The organism is Diaphorobacter aerolatus (genome assembly GCF_014489535.1).
In the GTDB taxonomy this organism is placed as follows: domain Bacteria; phylum Pseudomonadota; class Gammaproteobacteria; order Burkholderiales; family Burkholderiaceae_C; genus Diaphorobacter_A; species Diaphorobacter_A aerolatus.
Genome location: NZ_CP060783.1, coordinates 3,517,059 through 3,543,584 on the forward strand (window position 1 = coordinate 3,517,059; position 26,526 = coordinate 3,543,584).

The following is a 26,526-nucleotide window of genomic DNA, read 5'->3' on the forward strand; positions in this document are numbered from 1 at the left end:
TTTTTGTGCTCCAAAATTCGTAGCGTCACATTATTTTCTATTGCGGATATAGAGAGATCCGGGAGCCCTGTTTCTCTCTGTTGACCTACAATTCAATGATGCTTCATCAACGCACCATCAAGACCCTGACGCGCGCCGTTGGCGTCGGTTTGCACAGCGGCCATCGGGTCGAGTTGACGTTGCGTCCGGCACAGCCGGACACGGGCATCGTGTTTCGCCGCGTCGATCTGCCGGAGCCGGTGGATATCCCCGTGAACGCCATGGCCATCGTGGATACGCGCATGGCCTCCACCATCGGCGTGGGCGGTGCCAAGGTGCACACCATCGAACATCTGATGTCGGCCTGCGCGGGCCTTGGCATCGACAATCTGTACATCGACATCACGGCGGAGGAAGTGCCGATTCTCGACGGCTCGTCGGCCTCGTTCGTGTTTCTGCTGCAAAGCGCGGGCGTCGAAAAGCAGAGCGCTCCCAAGCGCTTCATCCGCGTCACCCGCCCGGTCGAAATCCGCCAGGGCGAGGGCACTGGCCTCAAGTGGGCGCGTCTCGATCCCTATCACGGCTTCAAGCTGCGGTTCGAGATCGATTTCGCGCACCCGGCGGTGGACTCCACCGGGCAGAGCGTGGAGTTCGACATGGGCTCGGACAACTACACGCGCGACATCGCGCGTGCACGCACCTTCGGCTTCACCAAGGACGTCGAGATGATGCGCGCGAACGGTCTGGCGCTTGGCGGCGGGCTCGACAACGCCATCGTCATGGACGACTACAAGGTGCTCAATTCCGATGGTCTTCGCTACGACGACGAATTCGTCAAGCACAAGATCCTCGACGCCATCGGCGACCTGTATGTGGTCGGCAAGCCGCTGCTTGCGGCGTACAGCGCATTCCGCTCGGGCCATGGCCTGAACAACCTGTTGCTGCGCGAACTTCTGGCCCACGAAGACTGCTGGGAGATCGCCACGTTCGAGAGCGAGCGCCAGGCCCCGCAGGCTTCGCCATGCCCGCGCACGCGTGGTGATCGACGGCGGCGCGCTCGCATGCTGATCTTTCGCGCCATCGTCATGTTTCTGGTGGTGGCCGCCGCCCTGTGCTTCGCGTTCTATGCGGCCACGGGCCGGCCGCAATACAAGCGCTACGGATTCATCATCATCAAATGGATGCTGATCGCGGCGCTGGTGTTCTTTGCCGTGCTGTTTCTCGAGCGCATCGTCTGACCGCCCGCGGCCGTCATTGGCGTTTCATACCTTTGCCCCTATACTCGCGCTTGCTCCGGGGTGCACGTATGGCGTGCTGAGACAGTGGACCCGACCACTGGAACCGCGAACTTGATCTGGTTAGTACCAGCGTAAGAAGAGCTGCAGTTGGATCTGCATGGTGACGCGCGCGCGCTCGCCCGAAATGGGTTTCACGCCACAAGTCCCTTCATTGCGATCCAGCCGATTGCGGAGCATTCCCTTTGAGACCGAGATCCAAGGAGTGCAACCATCATGAACGCAATCGACAGGTTTTCCCAACTGCTTTCGCTGAGCCGCGAGCCGTTTCCCGCATCCACCAAAAGCTATCTGACGGGCAGCCAGCCCGATCTGCGCGTGCCCGTGCGCGACATCGCGCTCACCCATGGTGAGACGGTGAGCGTGTATGACACCTCGGGTCCCTACACCGATCCCGGCGTCGCCATCGACGTGCGCCAGGGCCTGCCCAGCGTGCGTGGCCAATGGATCGACGCGCGTGGCGACAGCGAGTACTACGCGGGCCGTCTGCGCGTTGCGCTCGATGACGGGCGCAAGGGCGACGCCGACGACCTCCGTCTCGAACAACTGCGTGCCGAGGCCGCCGCGCTGCAGCGCCAGCCGCGCCGCGCGAAGAGCGGTGCCAACGTCACGCAGATGCACTATGCAAGGCGCGGCATCGTCACGCCCGAGATGGAGTACGTGGCGATCCGCGAGAACGGTCGCCGCGAATGGATGCAGCAGTACATGCAGGATGCGGCCCGCGAACAGCGCCTTGCGGGCAATCCGATGGGCGCCAGCATCCCGAAAATCATCACGCCGGAATTCGTGCGCGACGAAGTGGCCCGGGGCCGCGCGATCATCCCGGCCAACATCAATCACCCCGAAGTCGAACCGATGGCCATCGGTCGCAATTTCCTCGTGAAGATCAACGCGAACATCGGCAATTCCGCCGTGACGTCGAGCATCGAGGAAGAAGTGGAAAAGCTCGTCTGGGCGATTCGCTGGGGAGCGGACAACGTGATGGATCTGTCCACCGGCAAGAACATCCACACCACCCGCGACTGGATCGTGCGCAATTCGCCGGTGCCCATCGGCACGGTGCCGATCTACCAGGCGCTCGAAAAAGTAGGCGGCGTCGCCGAGGACCTGACGTGGGAAATCTTTCGCGACACGCTTGTCGAGCAGGCCGAGCAGGGCGTGGACTATTTCACGATCCACGCGGGCGTGCGCCTTGCGTACATTCACCTCACCGCCGCACGCCGCACGGGCATCGTCTCGCGCGGTGGCTCGATCATGGCGAAATGGTGCATGGCGCATCACCGCGAGAGCTTTCTGTACGAGCACTTCGAGGAAATCTGCGACATCATGAAGCAGTACGACGTGAGCTTCTCGCTAGGCGATGGCCTGCGCCCGGGTTGCGCCTCGGACGCCAATGACGAAGCGCAGTTTGCCGAACTGCACACGCTCGGCGAACTCACGCAGATCGCCTGGAAGCACGACGTGCAGACCATGATCGAAGGGCCGGGCCACGTGCCCATGCACCTGATTCAGGCCAACATGCAGGAGCAGCTCAAGCACTGCGGCGAGGCGCCGTTCTACACGCTGGGTCCGCTGACCATCGACATCGCACCCGGTTATGACCATATCGCATCGGCCATCGGCGCGGCGATGATCGGCTGGTTCGGCACGGCGATGCTGTGCTATGTGACGCCCAAGGAACACCTGGGCCTGCCCGATCGCGACGACGTGAAGCAGGGCATCATCGCCTACAAGATTGCGGCGCACGCTGCCGATGTGGCCAAGGGTCATCCGGGGGCGCGCTCACGCGACGATGCGCTGAGCCAGGCGCGGTTCGACTTCCGCTGGGAAGACCAGTTCAATCTCGGCCTCGATCCCGACACCGCCCGCGAGTTTCATGACGAGACGCTGCCCAAGGATTCCGCGAAGGTCGCGCACTTCTGCTCGATGTGCGGACCCAAATTCTGCTCGATGAAGATCACGCAGGAAGTGCGCGAATTCGCGGCCAGGGGCATGCAGGAAAAAGCCGGCGAGTTCCGCGAAGGCGGCGGTGAACTCTACATTCCGATTCAATCGGTCGCCTGATGCCGGTTGCAAAGGTGAACCAAGCTTTGCGGAACGCAAATCTCCGGTAAACCTGCCGTCTGCCTACTCGACAGGGCAGGTGTTTGGTGCAACATGATTTACATATCGCGGGCACGCGCCAGGTCTCGAAGGCGCGTGCAGCGATATCGGATGCCTTGCAGGGGCACCGTTGTCCACACCAAGGAGGTTTACATGACAGCAAAGATTCGCACCGCCGCCAAAACTCTGACGTCCGCAGCAGTGGCACTCGTGCTGGGTGTTGCCGCAATCGGCGCGACGGCCCAGCCGCGTCCCGACATCAACAGGAATGACCCGCGCTACGATCACAGAGACGACCGTCGCGATGACCACCGCTACGACCGTCGCGACGATCACAGGGACATGGATCGCCGCCATGACCATCGCCGCAGCAATCCTCCGGGCCACGCGCGTTACGACCACTATCCGCGTGGCGCAGGGCCGGACCATCGCTGGAATCGCGGTGACCGCATTCCACCGGCTTACCGCACGCGCAGCTACGTGGTCGAAGACTGGCGCGGCCATCGCCTCTCCTCGCCGCCACGCGGTTATCAGTGGGTTCAATACGGCGGTGACTACCTGCTGGTCGCCATCGCCACCGGCGTGATCGCCTCGATGATTCTGACCAACTGAGTCTGTCGCCACGAAGCGGGGCCTCGGCACTGCGCGGTCAGCGCAAATTGCCGCAGCCCCGTGCGTTGAGTGAACAGGCCTGGGGCCCTAGTAACTTCTGCCGGACCGGTACATTGCATGCTGGCGGCGCTGCAGTTCGGCGACTTCGCCCACGCGTGCCATCGCGGCTCCCGCATGGGCGTGGGTGATCGCAAGGCCCAGCGCGTCGGCCGCGTCCGAACCCGGCAGCCCGGGCAATTGCAGCAGCCTGCGCACCATCTCCTGCACCTGATTCTTGGCCGCGCGCCCATGGCCTACCATGGCTTTTTTCATCTGCAGCGCGGTGTATTCGGCCACCGGCAGATCCTGCGACACCAGCGCCGCCAATGCCGCACCGCGCGCCTGCCCCAACAGCAGCGTGGATTGCGGATTGACGTTCACGAACACGATCTCGACGGTGGCCTGGTCGGGCTGATACCGCTTGACGACCTCGGTCACACCCTCGAACAACACCTTCAGCCGCCCGGGCAGGTCGCCGCGCGCGAGCTGGGTCGTGCGAATGGTGCCGCTTGCCACATAGCTCAGTTGATGGCCGTTCACATCGACCACGCCGAAGCCGGTGGTCTGCAGTCCGGGGTCGATGCCCAAAATTCTCACGCGCTGTGTGTCCTTCTCCGTCGATTTCCGGTCAGTAGGAAATTTAGGAAAGTTGAGGGATTCCGATAGGCGGAACGTTAAAAATTGTCCAACAAAAAATTTTGCAAGCTTCTAGACTGTAGCTGGAAAGGGAGCTGATCTGCTGGAGACAGGCAGGCTGCTTCCTCATATGACAAATAAGGTGAGGCTCGCGTCGGCGCGCTCACCATAACAGGCGATCCGGACAGGTGCGAGGTGGTGGTCCGCCGGATTGACCGAAGAAAGTACGTCGTGTCTGAGTTTTTGATGATTGTCTCCGGTGCCTCGGCGAGCGGGTACCCCGTTGGGCCGGGCGTCTGCAATGCGGTCGCATGCGAGCCCTTTTCGCGGTCGCCGCGCGGCTGTTGGCGTGCTGCGCCGGGAGTTGCGCCATGAGCACCGAAGTCCGTTCCGTGCAACGCGCGTTGCAGATTCTCAGGGTCATGAACGAACGCGTGAGCTGGACGCTGCAGGAGCTGCATCTGCGCACGGGTCTTGCCAAATCCACGCTGCATCGTCTGCTGAGCACGCTCGAGGCCGAGAAGTACGTGCGCACCGATCCCCACGTCTATGGCCATTACCAGCTCACGCAGGCAGTGGGCAACCTGAGCTGCGGCATCACCACGCAAATGCAATTGGTCGAGCTGGCCGCGCCCATGATGGTGAGCACCACGCATGCCATCAAGTGGCCGCTGTCGCTTGGCGTGATCGATCACCATCAGATCCGCATCGTCTACTGCACGATGCCGTACAGCCCTTACGCGATCCGCCCGTCCAGTGTGGGGCGTAAATACGAGCTCACGGAGTCGGCATCGGGCCGGGCCTATCTGGCGTTCTGCGATCCGGTCGAGCGCCGCATCCTGATCGAGGAGATGAACAGCCGCGAGGACGACGGTCCGCGCATGACCGACCTGCGCGCCATGCGCCACATGATCCGCGATATCCGCAAACAGGGCTTTGCGGTGCGCTACGGCCAGCACCGGTCGGAGAGCGCGGCCATGGCCGTGCCGGTCTTCAGCGCGGGCATGCTGCGCGGTGTGCTGGTCTACTCGACCTTCGCGCGCCAGATGGATGAGCGCATGCTCACCCGCGCCGTGCCCACGGTGCTCGCGACCGCGCAGCGCATCGGCGAAGCGCTTGCGCCGGCATTGCGCGCCGGTGGCCTGATGAATGGCCAGGTGATGCCGGGCCGGATGGAGCCGATGGCGCGCGTGGCCTGAACTCGGCGGCCAGCGTCTCAGGGCAGCTCGGTGCGGTTCATGCGCCCCATGATGACGCGCGTGCGGCCATTGAGGTAGGCCGATTGCGGCTGTTTTTCAAAGCGCTTGGGCGCGGGCAGCATGACGGCCAGACGTGCGGCTTCCGCGCTGCCCAACTGGTTGGCGTTCTTGTTGTAGTAGCGGCGCGCGGCGGCCTGAGCGCCGAACACGCCGTCGCCCCATTCCACATTGTTCAGGTAGATCTCGAGAATCCGTTGCTTGGACAGAAACTGTTCGAGCAACATCGCAAGCACCAGCTCCTGGCCCTTGCGCAGCATGCTGCGTTCACCCGAGAGCAGCAGGTTCTTGGCGAGTTGCTGGGTGATCGTCGAGCCGCCGCGAATGCGGATTGCGCGCGGCGCGGCCTTGGGATTGGCCGCCATGCGCTTCTCGGCCAGTTCCTGCATCCGGTTGTTGCGATCCCAGTTCTTCTCGATGGCGGTCCAGTCCACGCCTTCGTGATTGACGAAGCCGTCGTCCTCGGCGGCAACCACGGCGCGCTTGAGCGAATCGGAAATCTGCGCGTAGGGCACCCACTCCTGCCTCCAGTGCAATGCCGGGCCGCCGGTCGTCGCCGTCAATTGCTGCCAGGCTTGCGAGCGCTGAAACGTCGTGGACTCCGGATCGACCACGACCATGAGCGCCACGCGCAGCACGAAGAACAGTTGCAGCGCGACGAATGCCAGCACCACGAGGGCCAGCCAGCGGGTGATTGCCTTGAGCGACATGGTCCCGATTCTCGCGCAATTGCAGCGTCGGTAATGGCAGCGTCGGTCAGCGGCCCGCGGCGATTTCGGCGCGCAGCTCGCGCAGCACCTGCCCGGCGGGCGGGCGCACGCCGCGCCACAGGGCAAACGATTCCGCTGCCTGTTCGACCAACATGCCAAGACCGTCACGCGCCACGGCCCATGGCTTGCGGCCCAATGCAGGAAGCCCTGGGCCTTTTCGCCATACATCATGTCGTAGGCCAGCGCGCCCTTGCGCAGCACGCGGTGCGCCACGGGCGATGCGGCCCCGGCGAGGCTGCTGGCCGAGCCGTTGATCACGATGTCGAAATCTCCGGCGATCGGTTCCAGCGCGCTGGCCGCCAGTTCGCTTGCGACCTCGGCGGCGATGGCGGCATGGCTGTCGGCCAGGGCCTGCGCCTTTTCCACGGTTCGGTTGGCGATGACGATGCGACGCGGTCGTTGGCGCAGCAGCGGGCCAAGCACCCCGGCGGCCGCGCCACCCGCACCGATCAACAGCACGTCGCGGCCAGTGATTTCCACGCCTGCGTTGCGGGTGATGTCGGCAACGATGCCGAGACCATCGGTGTTGTCGGCGCTGATGCGGCCGTCCGCATGCAGCACCAGGGTATTGGCCGCACCGGCAAGGATCACGCGCTCGCTTTTCCCGGTGGCGAGTGCTGCGGCCTCGAGCTTGAAGGGCACGGTGATGTTGCAGCCCTTGCCGCCCTCTGCGGCGAATGCGCGGACCGCCTGGGCGAAACCGTCAACCGCCACGAGCGCTCGGGTGTAGCTGAGCGGTTCGCCCGTGAGTTCGGCGAAGCGGGTGTGGATCCAGGGGAGCGGCTGTGGGCGATGGGGTTGCCCATCACGCAATATTTTTCAGACATGGCAATGCGGGACGTGGAGGCCGGGATGTGCGCCCGGTGGCGCGCCGTTCGGCCAACCAACGAGCGGCAGATGGGGCGAGGGGCGTGCGGCACCTTGCTGCGCTCGTGCCCCGGGAGGTGGCGTGGATGTCGGCACGCGCTGGGCCGTCAACGCAGGTCGGTTTCGAGCGTCAGGTCTCGCGTGAACTTGAAGCGCGAGACGACGGCGATCTGGTCGGCCTTGCTGCGCATCGCGGGGCCGAAATGGCCGTAGGGGCCGGCGGCGCGAGCGATGGCTTCGGCGCGGCGGTCCAGGAGCTTGTTGCCCGAGGTCTGCGCGACCTCGGTTTCGAGCACGCGACCGTCGTGGTTCACGGTGATGATCATGATGAGTTCACCGTAGAGCTTTTTGCCGCTGGCTTCGGGGAAGTTCTCCGTGCCCTTGTCCTCGACCTTGCGACGCAGCGCGTCGTAGTAGACGGCGTAGACTTCCTCGCGCGTGGCGGGGCTGATGTAGCGCTTCTTGGGACGCGCGTTTTCCTCGTTGATGCGCTTTTCGATTTCCGCGAGCACCTTGAGCAGTTGCTTGCGTTTTTCTTCCTGCACTTCCTTGTCTTCGCTCTGGCTGTTGGGGCGCGGGTCGGGCGGCGGCAGCAGGGCGAGTTCCTTGCGCAACTGGGTCAGGAGCTGGGTTTGCTGCTCCATCATCGAGTCCATCTTGCGCTGGGCTTCTTCGAGATCGTCGCCGACCGCCGTCAGCGCGGAATAGGGCAGCGGACTCGTCGCGCGGCCCGCTGCGGCCTCGCCGCCACCCGCCAGTGACGACTGCGCCACGGCCTGGGCCTTGTCAGGCCGTTCGTTGGACTTGGCGTTGACCAGGATGACTTCGAGCGGAGTGTCCTCGAACACGCGATTGAAGCTCTCGGGATCGACGAAGCGCACCGTCAGCAGAGCGGCGTGGACGATGATGGAGGCACCAAGCGCCAGTTGCAGGACGCTCAGTTTCTTGAGGATGGCGGGCAGTTTCACGGCGCCTGATTATCTCCGTTGTCGGCGCTTTTGGGCTGTCCTTGCGCCGCCTGTGGCGCATCTGCCGCATCGCTCTCGTTGACGTCGACCGCAATCGCGATGGGGCCCGCCACCGCATTGTCGTCGTCCTCTTCGTCCTCCTGGCTGACATCGCCGTCGTCGCTCGCGTCATCGGGGTCATCGAGGCGCTGCAGCACCGTTCCATGGATGTCGAGCGTGATCTCGTCGATATCGCCGAGTTTGACGAGCGCGCGTGCACCGCGCGGCAGGTTTTGCGCGCCGAGCACCGAGATCACCAGCGGCAGCGTATCGGCGCGCACCAGCATGCCGCCGGGGCCGTTGTCCTTGATGACCGTGGCCTCGATTTCGGTGATGCCGTTCTGTTCGAGGTACTTGAGCGTCCAGAAGCGCTCCATGCCGGCCTGATAGCCGTTGTAGGCGCTGTAGGCCGCATCGAAGCTCGAGATGATCGAGAACAGATCCGCATCCTTGGGCTTGAACGGCGCGGCGAGCGCGGCAGTCTTGCCGTGGCGCGCGCAGGCGATGATCTGCCACTGGTTCACCAGATCGACATAGCGACGCAGCGGCGAGGTGGACCACGCATAGCACTTCACGCCAATGCCCGCGTGCGGCTGGGCCTTGGTGCCCATGCGCACCTTGACGCCGGGAGCCAGAGAATACTGGCTGCGATAGATGCCGGGAACGCCGTGATCGGCGAGCAACTGGCCCCAGGTGCTGTTGGCGACGATGGCCGCCTCGGCCACGATCAGGTCGAGCGGCGCGCCGCGCTTGCGCGTGGTGATGCTCACGGTCTCGCTGCCATCCGGCTCGCCGCCGTCGTTGCCCGCAAGGCGGAAGTTGTAGTCGGGACGATTGAAGGTCTCGGGCTTGCCGCGCACCACCTCGCGGCCTGCCTTGAGCTTCTTCGCCAGGCGGTACAGGAAGGAAAGCTCGGCGCGGCGCTCCTGCAATTGCGGTGGCGTGTCGTCGACCGTGATGGACGCATCGCCCAGCCACTCCTCGGTCACGATGTGGTCAAGCTTGTCGTGGCGCAGGTTGACCGCGACCGGCACGCGCTCAAGGCGGGTCTCGGTGCCGGTGATCTCCAGCGTCTCTTCGTTGATCGTCACATACAGCGAGACCGCGGGATTGGCGCGGCCTTCGTCGAGCGTGTAGATCTGCACCACCTCGTCGGGCAGCATGGTGATCTTGTAGCCGGGCATGTAGACCGTCGAGAGCCGCGCGCGGCCTACGTGGTCGATGGCCGAACCGGGCTCGATGGCCAGGCCCGGCGCGGCAATGTGCACGCCCAGCGTCACCGTGCCGGTGCCCAGTCCCTGTACCGACAGCGCATCGTCGATTTCGGTGGTGGCCGAATCGTCGATGGAATAGGCCTGGACGGACGCCAGTGGCAGATCCTGCGGCGGCTGCGGCGCGTGGAGGGGCGGAAAGCCCGTGCCCTTGGGAAAGTTCTCGAACAGAAAGCGCTTCCAGTGAAACTGGTAGGCCGAGTCGATGGCACCTGCGGCCTGCAGCAGATCGAGCGGCGCCTTGTGCGTGGCGCGGCTGGCCTCGACGACCGCCTTGTATTCGGGTGCGTTCTTGTCGGGCCGGAACAGGATCCTGTAGAGCTGATCACGGATTGGCTGCGGGCAGGTACCGGCGGCGAGTTCCTCGGCCCACGCGGTGATCTGCGCGGCGATCTGCTTTTTCTTCTCGATGGCGGCGAGCGCCTGTTGCAGGATTTCGGCCGGAGCCTTCTTGAAGCGCCCCTTGCCTGCGCGCCGGAAATAGTGCGGTGCCTCGTGCAGGGCAAACAGCGCGGCGGCCTGTTCGGTGAGCGAGGCCGAGGTGGAGAAATAGTCGCGCGCGACGTCGGCAAACCCGAATTCGTCCTCCGGAGCGAATTCCCACGCGAGGTCGAGCTCCATGGTCGAGGCCAGTTCCCGGCCTTGGCCAGCAGTTCTGCGGGCGCGGGCTTGTCGAACTTCATCAGGATATTGGAGGACTTGACCTTGACGCGTTTCCCGGAGTCGAGCTCGATCTGGGCCGAGCTTTCTGCTTCTGAGAGGATGCGGCCAGCCTGGAACTTGCCGGCTTCTTCGAATAATGCATGCATGGCGGCTATTTTCCCACGGCGCGCGGGTCCGCCTGCCCGGGTGCCCAGCCGGACACAAGGATTTGCGGTTGGCGAGTGCAGGCGCGAGTGCGCGTCGGTCTATGATTCGCGGCTCGCCACACCGCCCCACGCGCCCGAAAAGGCGCGCACCCATGAAAGCTGTCACCCACGTAATTGCCCTGGCACTCAAGAGCCTTGCCGTGGCAATCCCTTTTCTCTTCGCCTACACGCAGTCGCCGCTGACGAATTTCTGGCCGCTGGTGGCGAGCGCCCTGTGTGGCGGGCTGATCGTGCTGCTCAGCATCGCGCGCATGGGTCAGCCAGCCGCGCTGCGCGAGGATCTGGGGCGCAGTCTGGCGTTCGGCCTGCTGCTGGCCGGGACGCTGGCGTCCGTGGTGGGGCTGATCCAGTTCTTCAAGGGCGATGTCGGCCTGTCGCCGTGGATCTACCAGAGCACGGTCGGACAAGCCATCGGCAACGTGCGGCAACGCAACCAGCAGGCAACGCTGTTGCTGATGGCGGCGCTGGCGCTGCTGCTGTGCGTCTCGCGCTGGCTGGGAGGCGCGCGCGAACGCGGCGTTGACGCGCCGACGCGTGCGAACACCTGGGTCACGGTTTTCGCCGTGGCAGCACCTTGGCTGCTGGCCCTGCTGTGCATGGGCAGCGGCGTGACCGCATCGCGCACCGGCGCGGTCGAATGGATGGCGCTGGTGATCATGCTGTGGTTCTGGCGAAAAAGCATGGGGCGTCTGGCGCTCGGCCTCGCCGTGGCGGGCTTGTTTGCGTATCTGCTGGCCGCGTGGGCGCTGCCCGAGCTGCTGCTGCGCTGGACGGGCGTTCAGGTCGATGGCCTGTTCATGCGCGTGGCCGACACCTCGCACCGCTGCACGAGTCGCTTCACGCTGTGGTCCAACATGGCGCATCTGATCGGGCTTCAGCCGTGGACCGGCTGGGGTTGGGGAGAACTCGATTTCGCGCACTACAGCACGGTGTTTCCGGGCGAGCGCTTTTGCGTGCTGCTCGACAACGCCCACAATCTGCCGCTGCATCTCGCGGTGGAGCTGGGCCTGCCGGTGGCGATGGCGTTCTGCGCGCTGGTGCTGTGGGTACTCTGGCGCGCCAAGCCGTGGCGCGAAACCGATGCTGCGCGCCAGTTGGCCTGGGGCGTTCTGGCGCTGATCGCGATGCACAGCATGCTCGAATTTCCGCTGTGGTACGGCCCGTTCCAACTGGTTGCGGTGCTGTCCATCGTGATTCTGCTGCTGCCCGTGCGCGCCGTGGAGATCGCTGCGCAAGAAACCATGCGATGGCAGGTCGCGGCGCTGTTGGCTTGCGTGGCATGGCTCGCGGGCATTCATCTCGTGACCAGCGATTTCCGCAGGATGGCGGCGCTCTACCAGTCGCCGCCCTATCGAGCAGCGCAGTGGCGCGAACTCACCCCCAGAGAGGTCAGCGAAAATTCCGACTTCTTCACCGATCAGGCCGAGTTCGCGTGGCTCACCACGACCAGCCTCACGCCCGGGAATGCCGCGCAGATGCACGCAATGGCGCGCCGCATGCTGCACTATTCCCCCGAGCCGCGCGTGATCACCAAGTTGATCGAGAGCGCACGGATTCTCGGAGTGGAGGTCGAGGTGCAGGAGCAGATGAAGCTGTTCCAGATCGCCTACCCCGATGCGTTCAAGGCCTTTGTCGCCAAGCAACCGCTGCCTGCGGCCTCGGCGCATTAGTCAGGGGTGAACAGACCCTAGCCAGTGCGTCACGCGTTGGCGCTACGAAAACCCACTTTTGCGTGGCTGCCGTCGCAATACGGTTTGTTCTGCGAATGCCCGCATCGGCACAGATAGGTGTCCATCACCCGATCAATGGTTTTGCCGGTGCCGGTCACCACTTCGAGCGCGCCGCTCACGTGTAACGGGCCGTCCTGCGTGGGATCGATACGCAGTTCACCGTCGCGGACCGCGAGCGCTTCGGAGTCCTTCGCGGCGGGCTCGCCAGTCGCGGTGAATCCGGACTTCACGTGACTTTGATCGCAATACGGCTTGTTGCGCGACTCGCCGCAGCGGCATAAGGTAGCGCGAAAACCGTCTTCCTTGCCATCCACAGTCAGTGGCGCATAAAACGCGAGCGGGCCGTTTTCGCGCACATGCACCAGATTGACGATCGGTGCTTGTTCGAGCGCGGAGCCGTCGGGGTTCCTGCATTGGATTGCGCCCGAAGGGCAATTGTGCGCAATCTCCAGAACCTCCGCTGCCGAGGCGCGTTCCGGATGAATCCACTCGCCTTGCACGTTGGGGACGAACACGTCGGGGTGATGCAGCACGCAGTTGCGCGAGTGAATGCAGCGCGAACCGTCAAACTCTACCGTGACATCGTCTGAGCGAACGACTTCTATCGTCATTGTGTACCCCTGGCAATCGTGGAAGCTGTAACGCTACACGCTCGGTGCAATCCGCTTCGTAGGACAAGCCTGCAAAAACGATCTTCCACGGGGCGTCCACACCGCATGCGGCGCACGATGTGAGGCGCCCACGCCGCGCTCTACTGCCAGACGTTTGCGACGCTGGCGAAGTTCTGCATCGACGCATGGGCGGCCACGCAGAAACGATGGCCCGTAGGCGCTTGCAGGACGATGTGCTCGGCACGCGTATCGACAACGCTTGCACCGAGTTTTTCAAGGCGTGCGACCTCGTCCGGCAGCGAATCGGCTTCGATGTCCAGGTGCGCGCTCGAAGGGGCGATGACGCGTTGCACGGCCACGGGCGTGTCGCCGGGCGGGGTGATGAGCTGGATGTAGCCGGACGCCGCGTCTGCGAGCAGAGTGTTCGGTAACGGGTAGCCGAGTGCCGCGCTCCAGAAGCGCGCAGCCGCGAGTAAATCGATACTTTGGCAGTCGATGACGATATTGCCGAGTTTGCTTTTGTGCATGTTATTCACCTGGTTGAGCAATCGCCAAAAACGCCGCAAGGGGTAACAGCGGCGATTGGCTTCTTGTTGTGTTTGGTGAGGAAATGCTAGCGACAAAGAGGACGACGACTATATGAACCCCGCGTGATTCGTGGGAATGCCAATGCGCGATCCGATATGTTTTGGCAATGCGCACAGCCGCCACCCGAATCCGCGCTGGTCAGGCGTCGGTCCGGGGTCAGACCGGGTCGCAAAAGCGGATCACGGCATCCACATAAGACTCGAACTGGCTCAGGGCGTGATCGCCGCCTTCGAGGATGTGCAGCTCGGCGAGCGCATAGCGCTCTGCCATCTCGCGCCAGTCGAGCAACTCGTCGCCCTTGGCGATGATGGCCATCTCGGGCGCTGCGGGCGGCAGGTGGCGCACGTCGAGCGCCTCGAGTTCGGCGACGAAGTGCGGCTGAAAATAAAAGCGCTCGCTCGGGTTGTGCCAGACAGTCTGGTCGCCGACATGGGCCAGCAGATCGCGCGCCGGATTCACGGCGGGGTTGAGCATGACACTGCGGCAGCGCCTTTGCTGCGCAAACCAGCTGGCGTAGAAGCCGCCGAGCGAAGAGCCGATCACTGCCGTGGCTTCGCGCGGCCAGTGGCTCGTGCCTTCGGCCACCATGGCCATGGCTTCGGCAGGCGAGGGCGGCAGTTGCGGACACCAGAAATGTACCTTCGGATGGGCGCGCGTCACGTGTGCCGCAGTCATCTGCGCCTTGGCGGATTGGGGCGAGGAACGGAAGCCGTGCAGATAGAGCAGGTGCGTCGTGGGCATGGGAAATCGTTGAAACGGGGCGCAAGCGACAGTTGTTTTACGCAAACATGACGATGGATTTTGCACCTTTGGCGAAGGGGGGTGCGCTGCACGGGGATAATCGCGCGCCATGTCTGCCGTTTTCGACAAACCCACGCTGCTCCAGCGAGTCATGCCCCTGCTCCGCGGGTTCGACTGGCCGTTGATCGCTCTTTTGCTGGTCCTGACCTCCATCGGATTGACGGCGATGTATTCGTCGGGGTACGACCACGGCACGCGCTTTGCCGACCATGGCCGCAACATTCTCCTGGCGGCCGGGATTCTGTTCTGTGTCTCGCAGGTGCCACCGCAAAAGCTCATGGCGCTGGCGTTGCCGCTGTATACGCTGGGCGTCGCGTTGCTGATTGCCGTGGCGCTGTTCGGTATCACCAAGAAAGGCGCGCAGCGCTGGATCAACGTGGGCGTGGTGATCCAGCCCAGCGAGCTGCTCAAGATCGCTACGCCGCTGATGCTCGCCTGGTGGTTCCAGAAGCGCGAGGGTCAGGTGCGGATGATCGACTTTGCGGTCGCGGGTGTGCTGCTGCTGATTCCCGTGGGCTGATCATGAAGCAGCCGGATCTTGGAACCTCGTTGCTGGTGATGGCTGCCGGGCTCTCGGTGATCTTCTTCGCCGGCCTGCCGTGGAAACTGGTGCTGCCCCCGTGCTGCTGGGCGCGGTGGGGATCTTCCTGATCGTCTGGTTCGAGCCCCAACTGTGCGCCGACGGCATGCGCTGGCCGGTGCTGCACGACTATCAGCAGCAGCGTATCTGCACGCTGCTCGACCCGACGCGCGATCCACTCGGCAAGGGTTTTCACATCATCCAGGGCATGATCGCCATCGGCTCGGGCGGGCTCTGGGGCAAGGGCTTCATGGCGGGCACGCAGACGCATCTCGAATTCATTCCCGAGCGCACGACCGACTTCATCTTTGCCGCGTACTCCGAGGAATTCGGGCTCGTCGGCAACATTGCGCTGATCATCAGCTTTCTGCTGCTGGTCTGGCGCGGTCTGGCGATCGCCGTGGGGCCACCTCCCTGTTTGGCCGACTCATGGCCGGTGCCGTCTCGATGATTTTCTTCACCTACGCCTTCGTGAACATGGGCATGGTGAGCGGCATTCTGCCGGTGGTGGGCGTGCCGCTTCCGTTCGTGAGCTACGGCGGCACGGCGATGGTCACGCTGGGGCTCGCGCTGGGCGTGCTGATGTCGGTCGCGAGAGCGCAGAACCAGCCATCGCAGGCACCGCAGGAAGCCGGATAGAAGCAGCACCCTGCGCAGGGATTGTCTGGCCCCTAAAATGGCCTCCATGATCTCTCGCGAACCCACCATTGAACGTTTGGCCATCGCCCGGCAACTGCTGCTGGAGCCCTTTGGCCTCGACGAGTCCCATCTGACCCGCGCGCTCGCGGAAATCCGCGCGCACCGGGTCGATGACGCCGACCTTTATTTCCAGTACACCCGCAGCGAGGGCTGGAGCCTGGAGGAGGGCATCGTCAAGACCGGTTCGTTCAGCATCGACCAGGGTGTCGGCGTGCGTGCCGTGAGTGGCGAGAAGACCGCGTTCGCCTATTCCGACGATATCTCCGAGGCTTCCCTGCTCGACGCCGCGCGCACCGTGCGCTCGATTGGCTCGGCCGCGAAATCGGCGCGCACCAAAGTGGGCGCGAAGAAGGTCGCCCACAGCCGCTCGCTCTACCCCGGCATCGACCCGATTGCCACGATGGATAGCACGGCCAAGGTGCAGTTGCTGGAGCGCGCCGAAAAGCTCGCACGCTCCAAGGACCCGCGCGTCGTGCAGGTGATGGCGGGACTCGCCGGTGAGTACGACGTGGTACTGGTTGCGCGTGCCGATGGCACGCTCGCAGCCGACGTGCGCCCGCTGGTGCGACTGTCGATCACCGTGATCGCCGAGCAGGATGGCCGCCGCGAAGTCGGCTCCGCCGGTGGCGGCGGACGCTTCGGGCTCGACTATTTCGATGAGCAACTGGTCCATCAATATGTGAGCGAGGCGGTGAACGCGGCGCTCGTGAATCTCGAATCACGCCCGGCACCGGCTGGCGAGATGACCGTGGTGCTCGGTCCCGGCTGGCCCGGCGTGCTGCTGCATGAGGCAGTGGGCCACGGCCTTGAAGGCGACTTCAACCGCAAGGGTTCGAGCGCATTCAGCGGCCGCATCGGCGAGCGCGTCGCGGCCAAGGGCGTCACCGTGCTGGACGACGGCACGATTGCCGACCGCCGCGGCTCGCTCAACGTGGACGATGAGGGCCATGCCACGCAGAAGAACGTGTTGATCGAGGACGGCATCCTCAAGGGCTACATCCAGGACGCCATGAACGCGCGCCTCATGAAGACCCAGCCCACGGGCAATGGCCGCCGCGAGAGCTACGCGCACATTCCGATGCCGCGCATGACCAACACCTACATGCTCAATGGTGACCGCGATCCGGCGGAAATCGTTGCCTCGATCAAGAAGGGGCTGTACGCCACCAACTTCGGCGGCGGCCAGGTGGACATCACGAGCGGCAAGTTCGTTTTCTCCGCAAGCGAGGCGTACTGGGTCGAAAACGGCAAGATCCTCTATCCCGTCAAGGGCGCGACCATCGTCGGCAGCGGCCCCGAGTCGCTCAAGAAGGTGAGCATGATCGGCAACGACATGAAGCTCGACAGCGGCGTCGGCACCTGCGGCAAGGAGGGCCAGAGCGTGCCGGTAGGCGTGGGCCAGCCGACCATGCGCATCGACGGCCTGACCGTGGGCGGCACCGCCTGACGAGCACGGCCCGGCACGTTGCGTGAAAGAACCCCCGCGAAATCCCGCATAAAAAATGCTTGTTGCATCGCATCAAAAAGTGCTACATTCAGCGCCTATGCAAGTTCGCAGCGCGTTTTACTTTTACTTTTGGTTCTCGTCCAAGGCGGATGAGAGGCAACTGCGCGCACGATAACTCGCAAGCAAGGTTCCCCCAAAGACCGCCGAAGCTGAAAAGCCCGGCGGTTTTTGTTTTTCCGGCCCCTCTCTTTTTTCGCAGCGTTTTTCTTTCACAGACAGTTCAACACCTTCCACGAGGACGCCTTTCATGACTGCCAATGTCTCTCCATCCCCTGATGCCTGGTATCGCAACGTCGAGAAAACCAGCAATACCGACGACAACCGCATCAAGGACATCACCATGTTGCCTCCTCCGGAACATCTGATCCGCTTCTTCCCGATTTCCGGCACGGAAGTGGAGACGTTGATCACCCGCACGCGCCAGTCCATCCAGAAGATCATGTCGGGCGAGGATGATCGCCTGCTGGTCATCATTGGCCCCTGCTCGATCCACGACCCGGCGGCAGCGCTCGAATATGCGAAGAAGCTCAAGGTGGTGCGCGAACAATACAAGGACACGCTCGAAATCGTGATGCGCGTGTACTTCGAGAAGCCGCGTACCACGGTCGGCTGGAAGGGCCTGATCAACGATCCCTACCTCGATGGCAGCTACCGCATCGACGAAGGCCTGCGCATTGCACGCCAACTGCTCATCGACATCAACCGCCTGGGCATTCCGGCAGGCAGCGAATTCCTCGACGTGATCTCGCCGCAATACATCGGCGACCTGATCAGTTGGGGCGCCATCGGCGCGCGCACCACCGAGAGCCAGGTGCACCGCGAACTGGCGTCGGGCATTTCCGCACCGATCGGCTTCAAGAACGGCACGGACGGCAACATCCGCATCGCCACCGACGCGATCCAGTCCGCCAGCCGTGGTCACCACTTCCTGTCGGTGCACAAGAATGGCCAGGTCGCGATCGTGCATACCAGCGGCAATCAGGACTGCCACGTGATCCTGCGCGGCGGCAAGGCACCGAACTACGACGCCGAGCACGTCGCGGCAGCGTGCGCTGATCTGCAGGCGGCCGGCCTGAATCCGACGCTGATGGTCGATTGCAGCCACGCCAATTCGAGCAAGCAGCACGAAAAGCAGCGCGATGTGGCGCGCGACGTCGCCTCGCAGATTGCGGGAGGCTCCAAGTCGGTGTTCGGCCTGATGATCGAAAGCCATCTGCACGCCGGGGCCCAGAAGTTCACGCCGGGCAAGGATGTGCCCAGCGCGCTCGAGTACGGCAAGAGCATCACCGATGCCTGCCTCGGCTGGGACGATTCAGTCGCGACGCTGGCCGAATTGTCGTCCGCAGTACAGACGCGGCGCGCATCTTGAGAGGAAAATGGGGGAGTGGCAATATTGCTTCCCCATTTTCCCATTCGCCAAAGGACGTGAACCATGCGCAGTGAAGTGACGGTGACTCTGAGCCCGGAACAGGAATTCCGTATCGATCTCGAAGGTGCCGAGCCCCTGACCAACGAAGCCGCGCGCCGTTGGCTGGATGACGAGTTCGTGCGCCTCGATTGCGAGCCCCTGCGCCCGAGCGGCAAGGTGCTGCTGGCCGACAAGGTGCTGGTCGTCGCGGCAAGCGCGAGCGAGCGCGCTTTCTCCGACGCTGCGTGGGCGCACCAGTTCGCGCGGGCCGCAAGTGCGGCGCTTGAACGCAAGACGGTGCGCATCGACATTCCCTCGATGGCGCTGACGTTCTGACGCCTCCCGGTCCGACCGGGAACGCAAAAGCGGTGCCTTGAAGCACCGCTTTTTGCTTGCAGATCAGGACTTGGCGAGCGCGTCCAGCAGCTTGGCGTGAATGCCGCCAAAGCTGCCGTTGCTCATGCAGACGATGTGGTCACCCGGTCGCGCTTCGGCGCGCAGTTGCTCGACCAGCGTGTCGATGTTGTCGACGGCGCGAGCCCGTGCACCCAGCGGCGCGAGCGCTTCGGCCGCATCCCAGTCGAGTCCCGCCGTGTGGCAGAACGACAGATCGGCCGATTCGAGCGCCCAGGGAAGCTGTGACTTCATCGTGCCGAGCTTCATGGTGTTGCTGCGCGGCTCGAAGGCGGCGAGGATGCGGGCATTCTGGCCGACCACCCGGCGCAGACCGTCGAGCGTGGTGCGCAGCGCGGTGGGGTGATGCGCGAAATCGTCGTAGACGGCGATGCCGTTGACCGTGCCGCGCAACTCCATGCGGCGCTTGACGTTCTGGAATTGGCCCAGCGCCTCGGCAGCCTGTGCGGGCGACACACCGACATGCTCGGCGGCCGCAATCGCCGCCAGTGCATTGAGCTGGTTGTGCACGCCGCTCAAATTCCACTTCACATGCGCGACCGGTTGGCCCCGGCGCAGCACCTCGAAATCGCCGGGCTCGCCACGCGCGCCGAAATCGCTGACCGCGTCGCCAAAGCTCGCGACCTCACTCCAGCAACCGGCATGCAGCACGCGAATCAGGCTCTCCTCAAGCGCATTCACCACCACGCGACCGGAGGCAGGAACGGTGCGCACGAGGTGATGGAATTGCCGCTCGATCGCCGCGAGGTCGTCGAAGATGTCGGCATGGTCGAATTCCAGATTGTTCAGCACCGCCGTGCGCGGGCGGTAGTGCACGAATTTGCTGCGCTTGTCGAAGAAGGCGGTGTCGTATTCATCGGCCTCGATCACGAACAGTGGTGCCTGACCCTGCTGTGCCGCGCCCCACTCATGCGACGCGTTTCTTCCCAGACGGGCCGAGACGCCAAAGTTCAGCGGTACGCCGCCGACCAGGAAACCGGGCTCGCGTCCAGCGTGTTCGAGAATCCAGGCGAGCATCGACGTGGTCGTCGTCTTGCCGTGCGTGCCCGCAACGGCCAGTACATGGCGGCCCTGCAGCACATTCTCGGCAAGCCATTGCGGCCCGCTGACATACGGAGCGCCCGCATCCAGAATGGCTTCCATCAACGGAAATTTCGGCGTTCCATCGGCCAGGCGCGCACGGCTGACCACATTGCCGATGACGAAGACGTCGGGTCGAAGCGCCAGTTGGTCGGCGCCAAAGCCTTCGATCAGATCGATGCCCAAGGCGCGCAGTTGATCGCTCATCGGCGGATAGACACCCGCATCGCAACCGGTCACGCGATGACCGGCTTCCCGGGCCAATGCCGCCACGCCACCCATGAAGGTGCCGCAAATCCCCAGAATATGTATGTGCATGGGCGTCGATTCTACGAGTTGACGCATCCCCCTGATGGACCGGTTGGACCTGGCGGAGTGGGGCGTGGACCGGGCGTGCGGAAACGGTCTAAGTCGCGCAATATTTCAGGTATTGGCATTGGAGCGACAATGGTCCTTCGGTTCCTCATCGGGCGCTCGCCTGACGGAGGTGTGTGTGTGTTGCGCCGAGGTCCCGTCCACAGGATTGCCGCCATGAATGACGCTCTTGCTACCGAGATAGCCAATGCCACGGCCCGACTGGTGGTGGAAGAGGGCCTGGAATGGGGCCCGGCCAAACGCCGCGCCGTCAAGCAACTGGGCCTGCCCGTGCGCACCGCCTTGCCGGACAACGATCTGGTGGAGGACGCGGTGCGCGAATACATCGGCCTGTTCTGCGCCGACACCCAGCCCGCCGAGCTGCGCGCGCTGCGCCAGCTGGCGCTGGTCTGGATGGAGCGCATGCGCGAATTCCGTCCCTATCTGGCCGGTGCCGTCTGGCATGGCACGGCGACGCGGCTGTCGGACGTCTACGTGCAGATGTTTTGCGATGACCCCAAATCCGCGGAAATTTGCCTGATTGACCATCATGTCGAGTACGAACCGCGTTCGGTGACCGGGTTTCGCGGGGAGTTGGTGGACGCGCTGAGCCTCAGCAGCATGTCGGCCGAGCTTGGTGAATACATCGGTGTGCACCTGATGGTCTACGACCTCGATGATTTGCGCGGTGCCCTCAAGCCGGACTCCCGAGGCAGGCTGCCACGCGGTGACATTGCCGCCGTGCGCGCGCTGCTCACGCAGCCGGAAGCGGGCGGCTGACCGGCTCGCTGCCTTGTCGGGGCCATTCCTTTTTCAAAAATAACGGTTTTCATCATGTCCACGTCCATCGAGTCCGATCCGAATTCCGCAGCGGCTGCCGATCCGGCGGCGCCGTCCGCGTCGCGCCGCCGCTGGTTGTTGGCCGGAGCCGGTGTCGCGGCGGCGGCTGCGGGTGCCGGATTTGCCTGGTGGCGATTTGAGCCGCACGCGGTGTCCGACGGGGTCGAGGCGTCGTTCTGGAATGCCTCCATGGAGACGCTCGATGGCTCAACGTTGACCATGCGCAAGTTTCATGGCCGACCGCTGCTGCTCAACTTCTGGGCGACTTGGTGCCCGCCGTGCGTTGAAGAGTTGCCCCTGCTCAATGGTTTCTACAATAAATATGCAGGCAAGGGCTTTCAAGTGCTTGGATTGGCGATCGACAAGCCGGATGCGGTGCGCAAATTTCTGGAGCGCACACCGCTGGATTTTCCCATTGCGCTGGCCGGTCTCACCGGCACGGACCTCGGGCGCGCGCTCGGCAACGAGTTGGGTGGCCTTCCTTTTTCTGTGTTGTTTGGAAAAGAAGGGAACATCTTGAAGCGTAAAATGGGGCAATTAACCGAACAAGACGTGGCCCAATGGGCTTCCCAGACATAAGGAAGCCCCGCATCTCCTCAAGGAGATGCAGATATTTGGGTCAATTTCGATGCAATAGGCTGAAATTGGGGTAAATTTGCGCCCCATTCTGTTTCTAGCCGTTGGAGCTCCCATGGATTTGCGAAAACTTAAGACCCTCATCGACCTGGTGTCCGAGTCGAACGTTTCTGAACTCGAGATCACCGAAGCCGAGGGCAAAGTGCGCATCGTCAAGGGCGGCGGTGCCGTCGTTCAACAGATGGTTGCCGCGCCGATGATGGCGCAACCCGCCGCCGTAGCCCCCGTTGCCGCAGCGCCTGGCGCCGACTCCGCCGCGCCGGCCGCGGCTGCGGTATCCGGCCATGCCGTGAAGTCGCCAATGGTCGGTACTTTCTACCGCTCGGCCAGCCCCGGAGCCAAGCCGTTCATCGAGATCGGTGCCCAGGTCAAGGAAGGCGACACGCTTTGCATCATCGAGGCGATGAAGATCCTCAACGAGATCGAAGCCGACAAATCCGGCACGGTCACGCGCGTCATGGCTGAAAACGGTCAGGCGGTCGAGTACGGTCAGCCTCTGTTCGTGATCGAGTAAAGCGGCAATTCATGTTCAAGAAAATCCTGGTTGCCAACCGCGGTGAAATCGCCCTGCGAGTTCAGCGCGCGTGCCGCGAGCTGGGCGTCAAGGCGGTGATGGTCTATTCCGAGGCCGATCGCGATGCCAAATACGTCAAGCTCGCCGAGGAAGCGGTCTGTATCGGTCCTGCGCCGTCCGGACTCTCCTACCTGAATATGCCGGCGATCATTTCCGCAGCGGAAGTGACCGACGCCGAAGCGATCCACCCCGGCTACGGGTTTCTCTCCGAGAACGCCGATTTTGCCGAGCGGGTGGAAAAAAGCGGTTTCCAGTTCATTGGCCCGACCCCGAATCGATCCGCATCATGGGCGACAAGGTATCGGCCAAGCAGTCGATGATCCGTGCGGGCGTCCCATGCGTGCCCGGCTCGGACGGCGAATTGCCCGATGATCCGGTCGCGATCCGCCGCATTGCGCGCTCGGTCGGCTATCCGGTGATCATCAAGGCCGCTGGCGGCGGTGGTGGTCGCGGCATGCGCGTGGTGCACACCGAGGCGGCGCTCGTCAACGCCGTGCAGATGACCAAGGCCGAGGCGGAAACCGCGTTCGGCAATCCGGCTGTGTACATGGAGAAATTCCTCCAGAACCCGCGCCACATCGAAATCCAGGTCATTGCCGACAAATTCAAGAACGCCGTCTATCTGGGCGAGCGCGACTGCTCCATGCAGCGCCGCCACCAGAAGGTGATCGAGGAGGCTCCGGCCCCGGGTATTCCGCGCAAGCTGATCGAGAAGATCGGCGAGCGCTGCGTGGCCGCCTGCAAGAAGATCGGTTATCGCGGTGCGGGTACGTTCGAGTTCCTGTACGAGAACGGCGAGTTCTATTTCATCGAGATGAATACCCGCGTTCAGGTGGAGCATCCGGTGACCGAATGGATCACCGGCGTCGACATCGTCAAGACGCAGATCATGGTCGCCGCTGGCGAGAAGCTGCCGTTCACGCAGCGCCAGATCGAGATTCACGGCCACGCCATCGAATGCCGCATCAACGCGGAAGATCCGTACAAATTCATCCCCTCGCCGGGCCGGATCACCATGTGGCACGCGCCGGGCGGCCCTGGCGTGCGCGTGGATTCGCACGTGTACACGAACTACTTCGTGCCGCCGAACTACGACTCGATGATCGGCAAGCTCATCGTGCATGGCGACACGCGCGAGGAAGCCATCGCACGCATGCGCACGGCCCTGCTCGAGACGGTGGTCGAAGGCATCAACACCAACGTGCCGCTGCACCGCGAGCTGATGGTGGACGCCAAGTTCAACGCCGGTGGCACCAACATCCATTATCTGGAACAGTGGCTGGAAGAGCGCAAGCGCTGAACTTCGCCCGTCGCGTGATTTGATGATGATGGTTCCATGCTGGCAGTTTGCAACGAACTGCCAGCATGTTTTATTTGAGCAAGAAGGTGCCTCCATGTTTGAGCTTTCCCTGTTGTGTTCCGAAGAGCGGGTCGAAGATCTGAGCGACGCGCTGGAGGCGCTCGATGCCCTGAGCGTGTCGGTCGAAGACGCCGATGCCCAGACCGATGCCGAGCAGGCACTGTTCGGCGAACCCGGCATGCCCGCACCCAAGGAAGGCTGGAATCGCAGCCGCATCGTCGCGCTGTTCCAGACAAGGGTCCAAGCCGAGGAGGCGCAGGCGCTGCTACAGGTGCAGGATTTCTTTGAAGGCAGCGAGATTCTGGCGCTCACCGAAGTCGAGGATCAGGACTGGGTGCGCATCACGCAATCGCAGTTCGCGCCGGTGGAAATCACGCGAGATTTCTGGATCGTCCCCTCGTGGCACGAGCCGCCCGCTGCCGCCAGGCACTGCATTCGCCTCGACCCCGGCCTCGCGTTCGGCACCGGCACGCATCCGACGACCCGCATGTGCCTGCGCTGGATCACCCGGAACGTAGATCCCGCGCGTGCACCGGCGCGCGTGCTCGACTACGGATGCGGCTCGGGGATCCTGGCCATCGGCGCGGCAAAGTTCGGCGCGCGCGACATCGTGGCCGTGGACATCGATCCCGCTGCGGTCACCTCCACCGTCGCCAACGCGGCTGCCAATGACGTGACGCTTCAGGCCGGTCTGCCGGACATGGCGCAAGGCGTCTACGACGTCGTGCTGGCCAATATTCTGGCCACGCCGCTCAAGGTGCTTGCACCGCTGCTCTGCGCGCACGTCGCCGAAGGCGGTGCGCTGGTAATGGCGGGCATTCTGGAGCGTCAGGAAGATGAACTCAAGGCGGCTTACGCACCGTGGCTGCAACTGGAAGTCAGTGATCGTGAGGACGGCTGGATCCTGATGACGGCCCGCCGTTGAGCCACTTCCGGGCTGTTGCTTCTGCTTGCATGCGAGCGCCGTAGTGCTCGGCGAATGCAGCCCCTACAATGCAAAGCCGATGAGCCAGATTACCCGCTGTCCTGCCTGCCGGACCAGTTTCAGAGTTGTTGCCGACCAACTGAGAATCTCAGGAGGTTGGGTGCGCTGTGGTCGCTGCAAGGAGGTGTTCGACGCCTCGACCAATCTGCTCGCAGACGTGCGCTATGCGCCGGTTCGTCAGAACAAGGGAGCGGAGGCGGCGACACCGTCTGCCTCTCCCGCGCCCGGAGATCGGCCAGCTTCGGCGCAGCCCCCAAGGTACTGGTGCCGCCGGTTCCGGCATCGAATTTCCCGTTGAGCGTTCCCGTTCCCGACGAAGCGCCCAGCGTATGGAGCACCGCGCGTGCGAGCGTGCCGGGATCGCCCGATGTCTCGATTCAGCCGCGCGCGCTCGAACACCCACAGGAGCAAGGCCCGAAAGCACCAGCCGACGCCGCTCAAACACCCGCATCGGCGCAACCCTGGGCCGGGCATTTTTCCAGCCCGCTCGTTGTGCCGACCCCGGTCCGCGCCGCAGACAGTTTTGCAGCGTTCAGCACCTACGGCGAGCGACGCGAATCGAATGTCATGCCGCCGGACTGGGTGCCCGATGTGGCGACTCGCCAGAGTCCTGGTGAGCAGGCGCGGGACACCACCGAAGCGCAGCGCGTGGAGCCGGAGGTGGTTCATCAGCCCGATACCGCTGGTGATTCAAAGATCGAGCCGACCCTGGAGCCAACGCCCGGGTCGTCGCCCGCACCGGGTGCCGCCACCATCGTTTTCGGGGATGCGGACACGGATGATGAAGACGATGACGAGGAGATGCCGGAGCTCACCTTCGAGGCGTCGCGTCAGCACGAGCTGGTCGATGAACCGCTGATCTTTGGCGAGCGCGGTGAGGATGAGGTCGACGACGACCTTGTCGACAAAGCGGATGCCCTGAAGAGCGATGAGGCCGAGCGCGTCGAGCCCGAAATCGAACATACGGACACCGAGCCGCAGAATCTTGCCCGGACACCACGACCGATGTGCCCTACGTCGTACGCCAGGCCGCCGAGGTGGAGGTTGCTACGCCCTCACGGACGAGCGACCAGGCACCTGCGACGGCCGCGCCGACCGAAGGCGAGGTGGGCTTCATTCGTGATGCGCGCCGCAAGGCGTTCTGGAGCAAGCCTGTCACGCGTGTGTTGCTGGTGTTGCTGGCGGTCGGCCTGCTGATCGGGTTCGCCGTGCAGTACGCGGTCACCGAGCGTAATCGGCTCGCAGCCGTCCATCCGGCGCTGCGACCGTCGCTGGAATTGTTGTGCCTGCCGCTGCGGTGCGAGGTGGGGCTGCCGCGTCAGATTGCGTCCGTGGCCATCGACAGCTCGACATTCACGCGCGTGAAGGATGACGCGACCTCGTTCAATCTCCAGGTGGCGCTCAAGAGCACGGCCGACATGGTGCTGGAGATGCCTGCGCTCGAACTCACGCTCACGGATTCCAGCGACCAGCCGGTGCTGCGCCGCGTGCTCAAGCGCGAGGACACCGGCGCACCCGCCGAACTGGCGGCGCACGGCGAGTGGAATGGCACCGTCAAACTGCAGGTGCCCGAGGTGGCCGACCGCGTGACGGGGTACCGGCTGCTGGCCTTTTATCCCTGAATTCTTTTTCTGTTCTTTTTCAATTCATTCAAG

Annotated in this window: 23 protein-coding genes, 5 pseudogenes and 1 riboswitch; of the genes and pseudogenes, 17 read left to right on the plus strand and 11 right to left on the minus strand. The window is 63.7% G+C overall.

Translation table 11 applies throughout. From position 1 onward, the window contains the following. Positions 1-98 precede the first annotated feature (98 nt). The 4 genes and pseudogenes from lpxC (at position 99) to H9K75_RS16360 (ending at position 3,989) form a co-directional block, all read left to right on the plus strand. Positions 99-1,021, plus strand: a pseudogene (gene lpxC / locus H9K75_RS16345) (UDP-3-O-acyl-N-acetylglucosamine deacetylase). A gap of 19 nt (positions 1,022-1,040) precedes the next feature. Next, positions 1,041-1,217 carry a hypothetical protein gene (locus H9K75_RS16350; protein WP_187723417.1) on the plus strand — a complete coding sequence of 59 codons (177 nt, stop codon included), beginning with the start codon at positions 1,041-1,043 and terminating at the stop codon, positions 1,215-1,217. 46 nt (positions 1,218-1,263) lie between these two features. Continuing rightward, positions 1,264-1,372: riboswitch (TPP riboswitch) on the plus strand. 118 nt (positions 1,373-1,490) lie between these two features. After that, positions 1,491-3,338 carry a phosphomethylpyrimidine synthase ThiC gene (gene thiC / locus H9K75_RS16355; protein WP_187723418.1) on the plus strand — a complete coding sequence of 616 codons (1,848 nt, stop codon included), beginning with the start codon at positions 1,491-1,493 and terminating at the stop codon, positions 3,336-3,338. 192 nt (positions 3,339-3,530) lie between these two features. Next, positions 3,531-3,989 (plus strand): RcnB family protein, encoded by a 459-nt coding sequence (locus H9K75_RS16360; RefSeq protein ID WP_187723419.1) that lies wholly within the window; start codon positions 3,531-3,533, stop codon positions 3,987-3,989. 87 nt (positions 3,990-4,076) lie between these two features. On the opposite strand, the gene ruvC is transcribed toward H9K75_RS16360, so the two are convergent. Next, entirely contained in the window at positions 4,077-4,625 is a 549-nt protein-coding gene (gene ruvC, locus H9K75_RS16365) for a crossover junction endodeoxyribonuclease RuvC (protein ID WP_187723420.1), read from the minus strand. A gap of 410 nt (positions 4,626-5,035) precedes the next feature. On the opposite strand from ruvC, the gene H9K75_RS16370 reads away from it, so the two are divergent. After that, on the plus strand, positions 5,036-5,863 hold the full coding sequence (locus tag H9K75_RS16370) for an IclR family transcriptional regulator (protein ID WP_187723421.1): 828 nt from the start codon (positions 5,036-5,038) through the stop codon (positions 5,861-5,863). Between the two features lie 17 nt (positions 5,864-5,880). Here the strand turns inward: H9K75_RS16370 and mtgA are convergent, their stop codons facing one another. From mtgA to H9K75_RS16390, 4 genes and pseudogenes are all read right to left on the minus strand, one after another. Next, a complete protein-coding gene (gene mtgA / locus H9K75_RS16375) occupies positions 5,881-6,630 on the minus strand; it encodes a monofunctional biosynthetic peptidoglycan transglycosylase (RefSeq protein WP_187723422.1) in 750 nt (249 codons plus the stop codon). Positions 6,631-6,676: 46 nt separating this feature from the next. Further along, positions 6,677-7,517: pseudogene (aroE, locus tag H9K75_RS16380) on the minus strand (shikimate dehydrogenase). Positions 7,518-7,664: 147 nt separating this feature from the next. Next, positions 7,665-8,525 (minus strand): energy transducer TonB, encoded by an 861-nt coding sequence (locus H9K75_RS16385; RefSeq protein ID WP_187723423.1) that lies wholly within the window; start codon positions 8,523-8,525, stop codon positions 7,665-7,667. Next, a pseudogene (locus tag H9K75_RS16390) lies at positions 8,522-10,644 on the minus strand (ribonuclease catalytic domain-containing protein). Before H9K75_RS16390 ends, H9K75_RS16385 begins: the two are co-directional and overlap by 4 nt. Before the next feature lie 152 nt (positions 10,645-10,796). Between H9K75_RS16390 and H9K75_RS16395 the strand changes: the two are divergent. Further along, positions 10,797-12,374: a PglL family O-oligosaccharyltransferase gene (locus H9K75_RS16395; RefSeq protein WP_187723424.1), complete on the plus strand. Its 1,578-nt coding sequence runs from the start codon at positions 10,797-10,799 to the stop codon at positions 12,372-12,374. Positions 12,375-12,403: 29 nt separating this feature from the next. Here H9K75_RS16395 and H9K75_RS16400 read toward each other — a convergent pair whose 3' ends face one another. From H9K75_RS16400 to H9K75_RS16410, 3 genes are all read right to left on the minus strand, one after another. Beyond that, complete coding sequence (locus tag H9K75_RS16400) at positions 12,404-13,045, minus strand: CDGSH iron-sulfur domain-containing protein (protein ID WP_187723425.1); 642 nt, start codon at positions 13,043-13,045, stop codon at positions 12,404-12,406. A 140-nt stretch (positions 13,046-13,185) separates the two neighbouring features. Further along, positions 13,186-13,572 carry a VOC family protein gene (locus H9K75_RS16405; RefSeq protein WP_187723426.1) on the minus strand — a complete coding sequence of 129 codons (387 nt, stop codon included), beginning with the start codon at positions 13,570-13,572 and terminating at the stop codon, positions 13,186-13,188. A gap of 217 nt (positions 13,573-13,789) precedes the next feature. Next, on the minus strand, positions 13,790-14,374 hold the full coding sequence (locus H9K75_RS16410) for a YqiA/YcfP family alpha/beta fold hydrolase (protein ID WP_187723427.1): 585 nt from the start codon (positions 14,372-14,374) through the stop codon (positions 13,790-13,792). A gap of 109 nt (positions 14,375-14,483) precedes the next feature. Here H9K75_RS16410 and rodA point away from each other — a divergent pair. Together rodA and tldD are read left to right on the plus strand one after the other, a co-directional pair. Next, positions 14,484-15,653, plus strand: a pseudogene (rodA, locus tag H9K75_RS16415) (rod shape-determining protein RodA). 46 nt (positions 15,654-15,699) lie between these two features. Continuing rightward, positions 15,700-17,160, plus strand: coding sequence for a metalloprotease TldD (gene tldD, locus H9K75_RS16420; protein WP_187723428.1), 1,461 nt, complete (start codon positions 15,700-15,702; stop codon positions 17,158-17,160). A 123-nt stretch (positions 17,161-17,283) separates the two neighbouring features. Here tldD and H9K75_RS16425 read toward each other — a convergent pair whose 3' ends face one another. Beyond that, entirely contained in the window at positions 17,284-17,469 is a 186-nt protein-coding gene (locus tag H9K75_RS16425; protein ID WP_187723429.1) for a hypothetical protein, read from the minus strand. On the opposite strand from H9K75_RS16425, the gene H9K75_RS16430 reads away from it, so the two are divergent. Further along, positions 17,468-18,589 (plus strand): 3-deoxy-7-phosphoheptulonate synthase, encoded by a 1,122-nt coding sequence (locus H9K75_RS16430; RefSeq protein WP_187723430.1) that lies wholly within the window; start codon positions 17,468-17,470, stop codon positions 18,587-18,589. The genes H9K75_RS16425 and H9K75_RS16430 overlap by 2 nt on opposite strands. A 63-nt stretch (positions 18,590-18,652) precedes the next feature. Beyond that, a complete protein-coding gene (locus H9K75_RS16435) occupies positions 18,653-18,964 on the plus strand; it encodes a hypothetical protein (RefSeq protein ID WP_187723431.1) in 312 nt (103 codons plus the stop codon). Between the two features lie 63 nt (positions 18,965-19,027). Here the strand turns inward: H9K75_RS16435 and mpl are convergent, their stop codons facing one another. Next, complete coding sequence (gene mpl / locus H9K75_RS16440; RefSeq protein ID WP_187723432.1) at positions 19,028-20,440, minus strand: UDP-N-acetylmuramate:L-alanyl-gamma-D-glutamyl-meso-diaminopimelate ligase; 1,413 nt, start codon at positions 20,438-20,440, stop codon at positions 19,028-19,030. 213 nt (positions 20,441-20,653) lie between these two features. Here mpl and H9K75_RS16445 point away from each other — a divergent pair, with 213 nt between their 5' ends. From H9K75_RS16445 to H9K75_RS25590, 6 genes and pseudogenes are all read left to right on the plus strand, one after another. Then, positions 20,654-21,256: a hypothetical protein gene (locus tag H9K75_RS16445; protein ID WP_187723433.1), complete on the plus strand. Its 603-nt coding sequence runs from the start codon at positions 20,654-20,656 to the stop codon at positions 21,254-21,256. 54 nt (positions 21,257-21,310) lie between these two features. Further along, complete coding sequence (locus tag H9K75_RS16450) at positions 21,311-21,895, plus strand: TlpA disulfide reductase family protein (RefSeq protein ID WP_187723434.1); 585 nt, start codon at positions 21,311-21,313, stop codon at positions 21,893-21,895. A gap of 112 nt (positions 21,896-22,007) precedes the next feature. Continuing rightward, a complete protein-coding gene (accB, locus tag H9K75_RS16455) occupies positions 22,008-22,466 on the plus strand; it encodes an acetyl-CoA carboxylase biotin carboxyl carrier protein (protein WP_187723435.1) in 459 nt (152 codons plus the stop codon). 11 nt (positions 22,467-22,477) lie between these two features. After that, a pseudogene (gene accC, locus H9K75_RS16460) lies at positions 22,478-23,826 on the plus strand (acetyl-CoA carboxylase biotin carboxylase subunit). A gap of 94 nt (positions 23,827-23,920) precedes the next feature. After that, positions 23,921-24,811, plus strand: coding sequence for a 50S ribosomal protein L11 methyltransferase (gene prmA / locus H9K75_RS16465; protein WP_187723436.1), 891 nt, complete (start codon positions 23,921-23,923; stop codon positions 24,809-24,811). Positions 24,812-24,890: 79 nt separating this feature from the next. Beyond that, on the plus strand, positions 24,891-25,169 hold the full coding sequence (locus H9K75_RS25590; protein WP_404826354.1) for a zinc-ribbon domain-containing protein: 279 nt from the start codon (positions 24,891-24,893) through the stop codon (positions 25,167-25,169). A gap of 392 nt (positions 25,170-25,561) precedes the next feature. Here H9K75_RS25590 and H9K75_RS16475 read toward each other — a convergent pair whose 3' ends face one another. Then, positions 25,562-25,834 (minus strand): hypothetical protein, encoded by a 273-nt coding sequence (locus H9K75_RS16475; protein ID WP_187723437.1) that lies wholly within the window; start codon positions 25,832-25,834, stop codon positions 25,562-25,564. A 44-nt stretch (positions 25,835-25,878) separates the two neighbouring features. Here H9K75_RS16475 and H9K75_RS16480 point away from each other — a divergent pair, with 44 nt between their 5' ends. Further along, entirely contained in the window at positions 25,879-26,493 is a 615-nt protein-coding gene (locus tag H9K75_RS16480; RefSeq protein WP_187723438.1) for a DUF3426 domain-containing protein, read from the plus strand. The last annotated feature ends 33 nt before the right edge of the window (positions 26,494-26,526 follow it).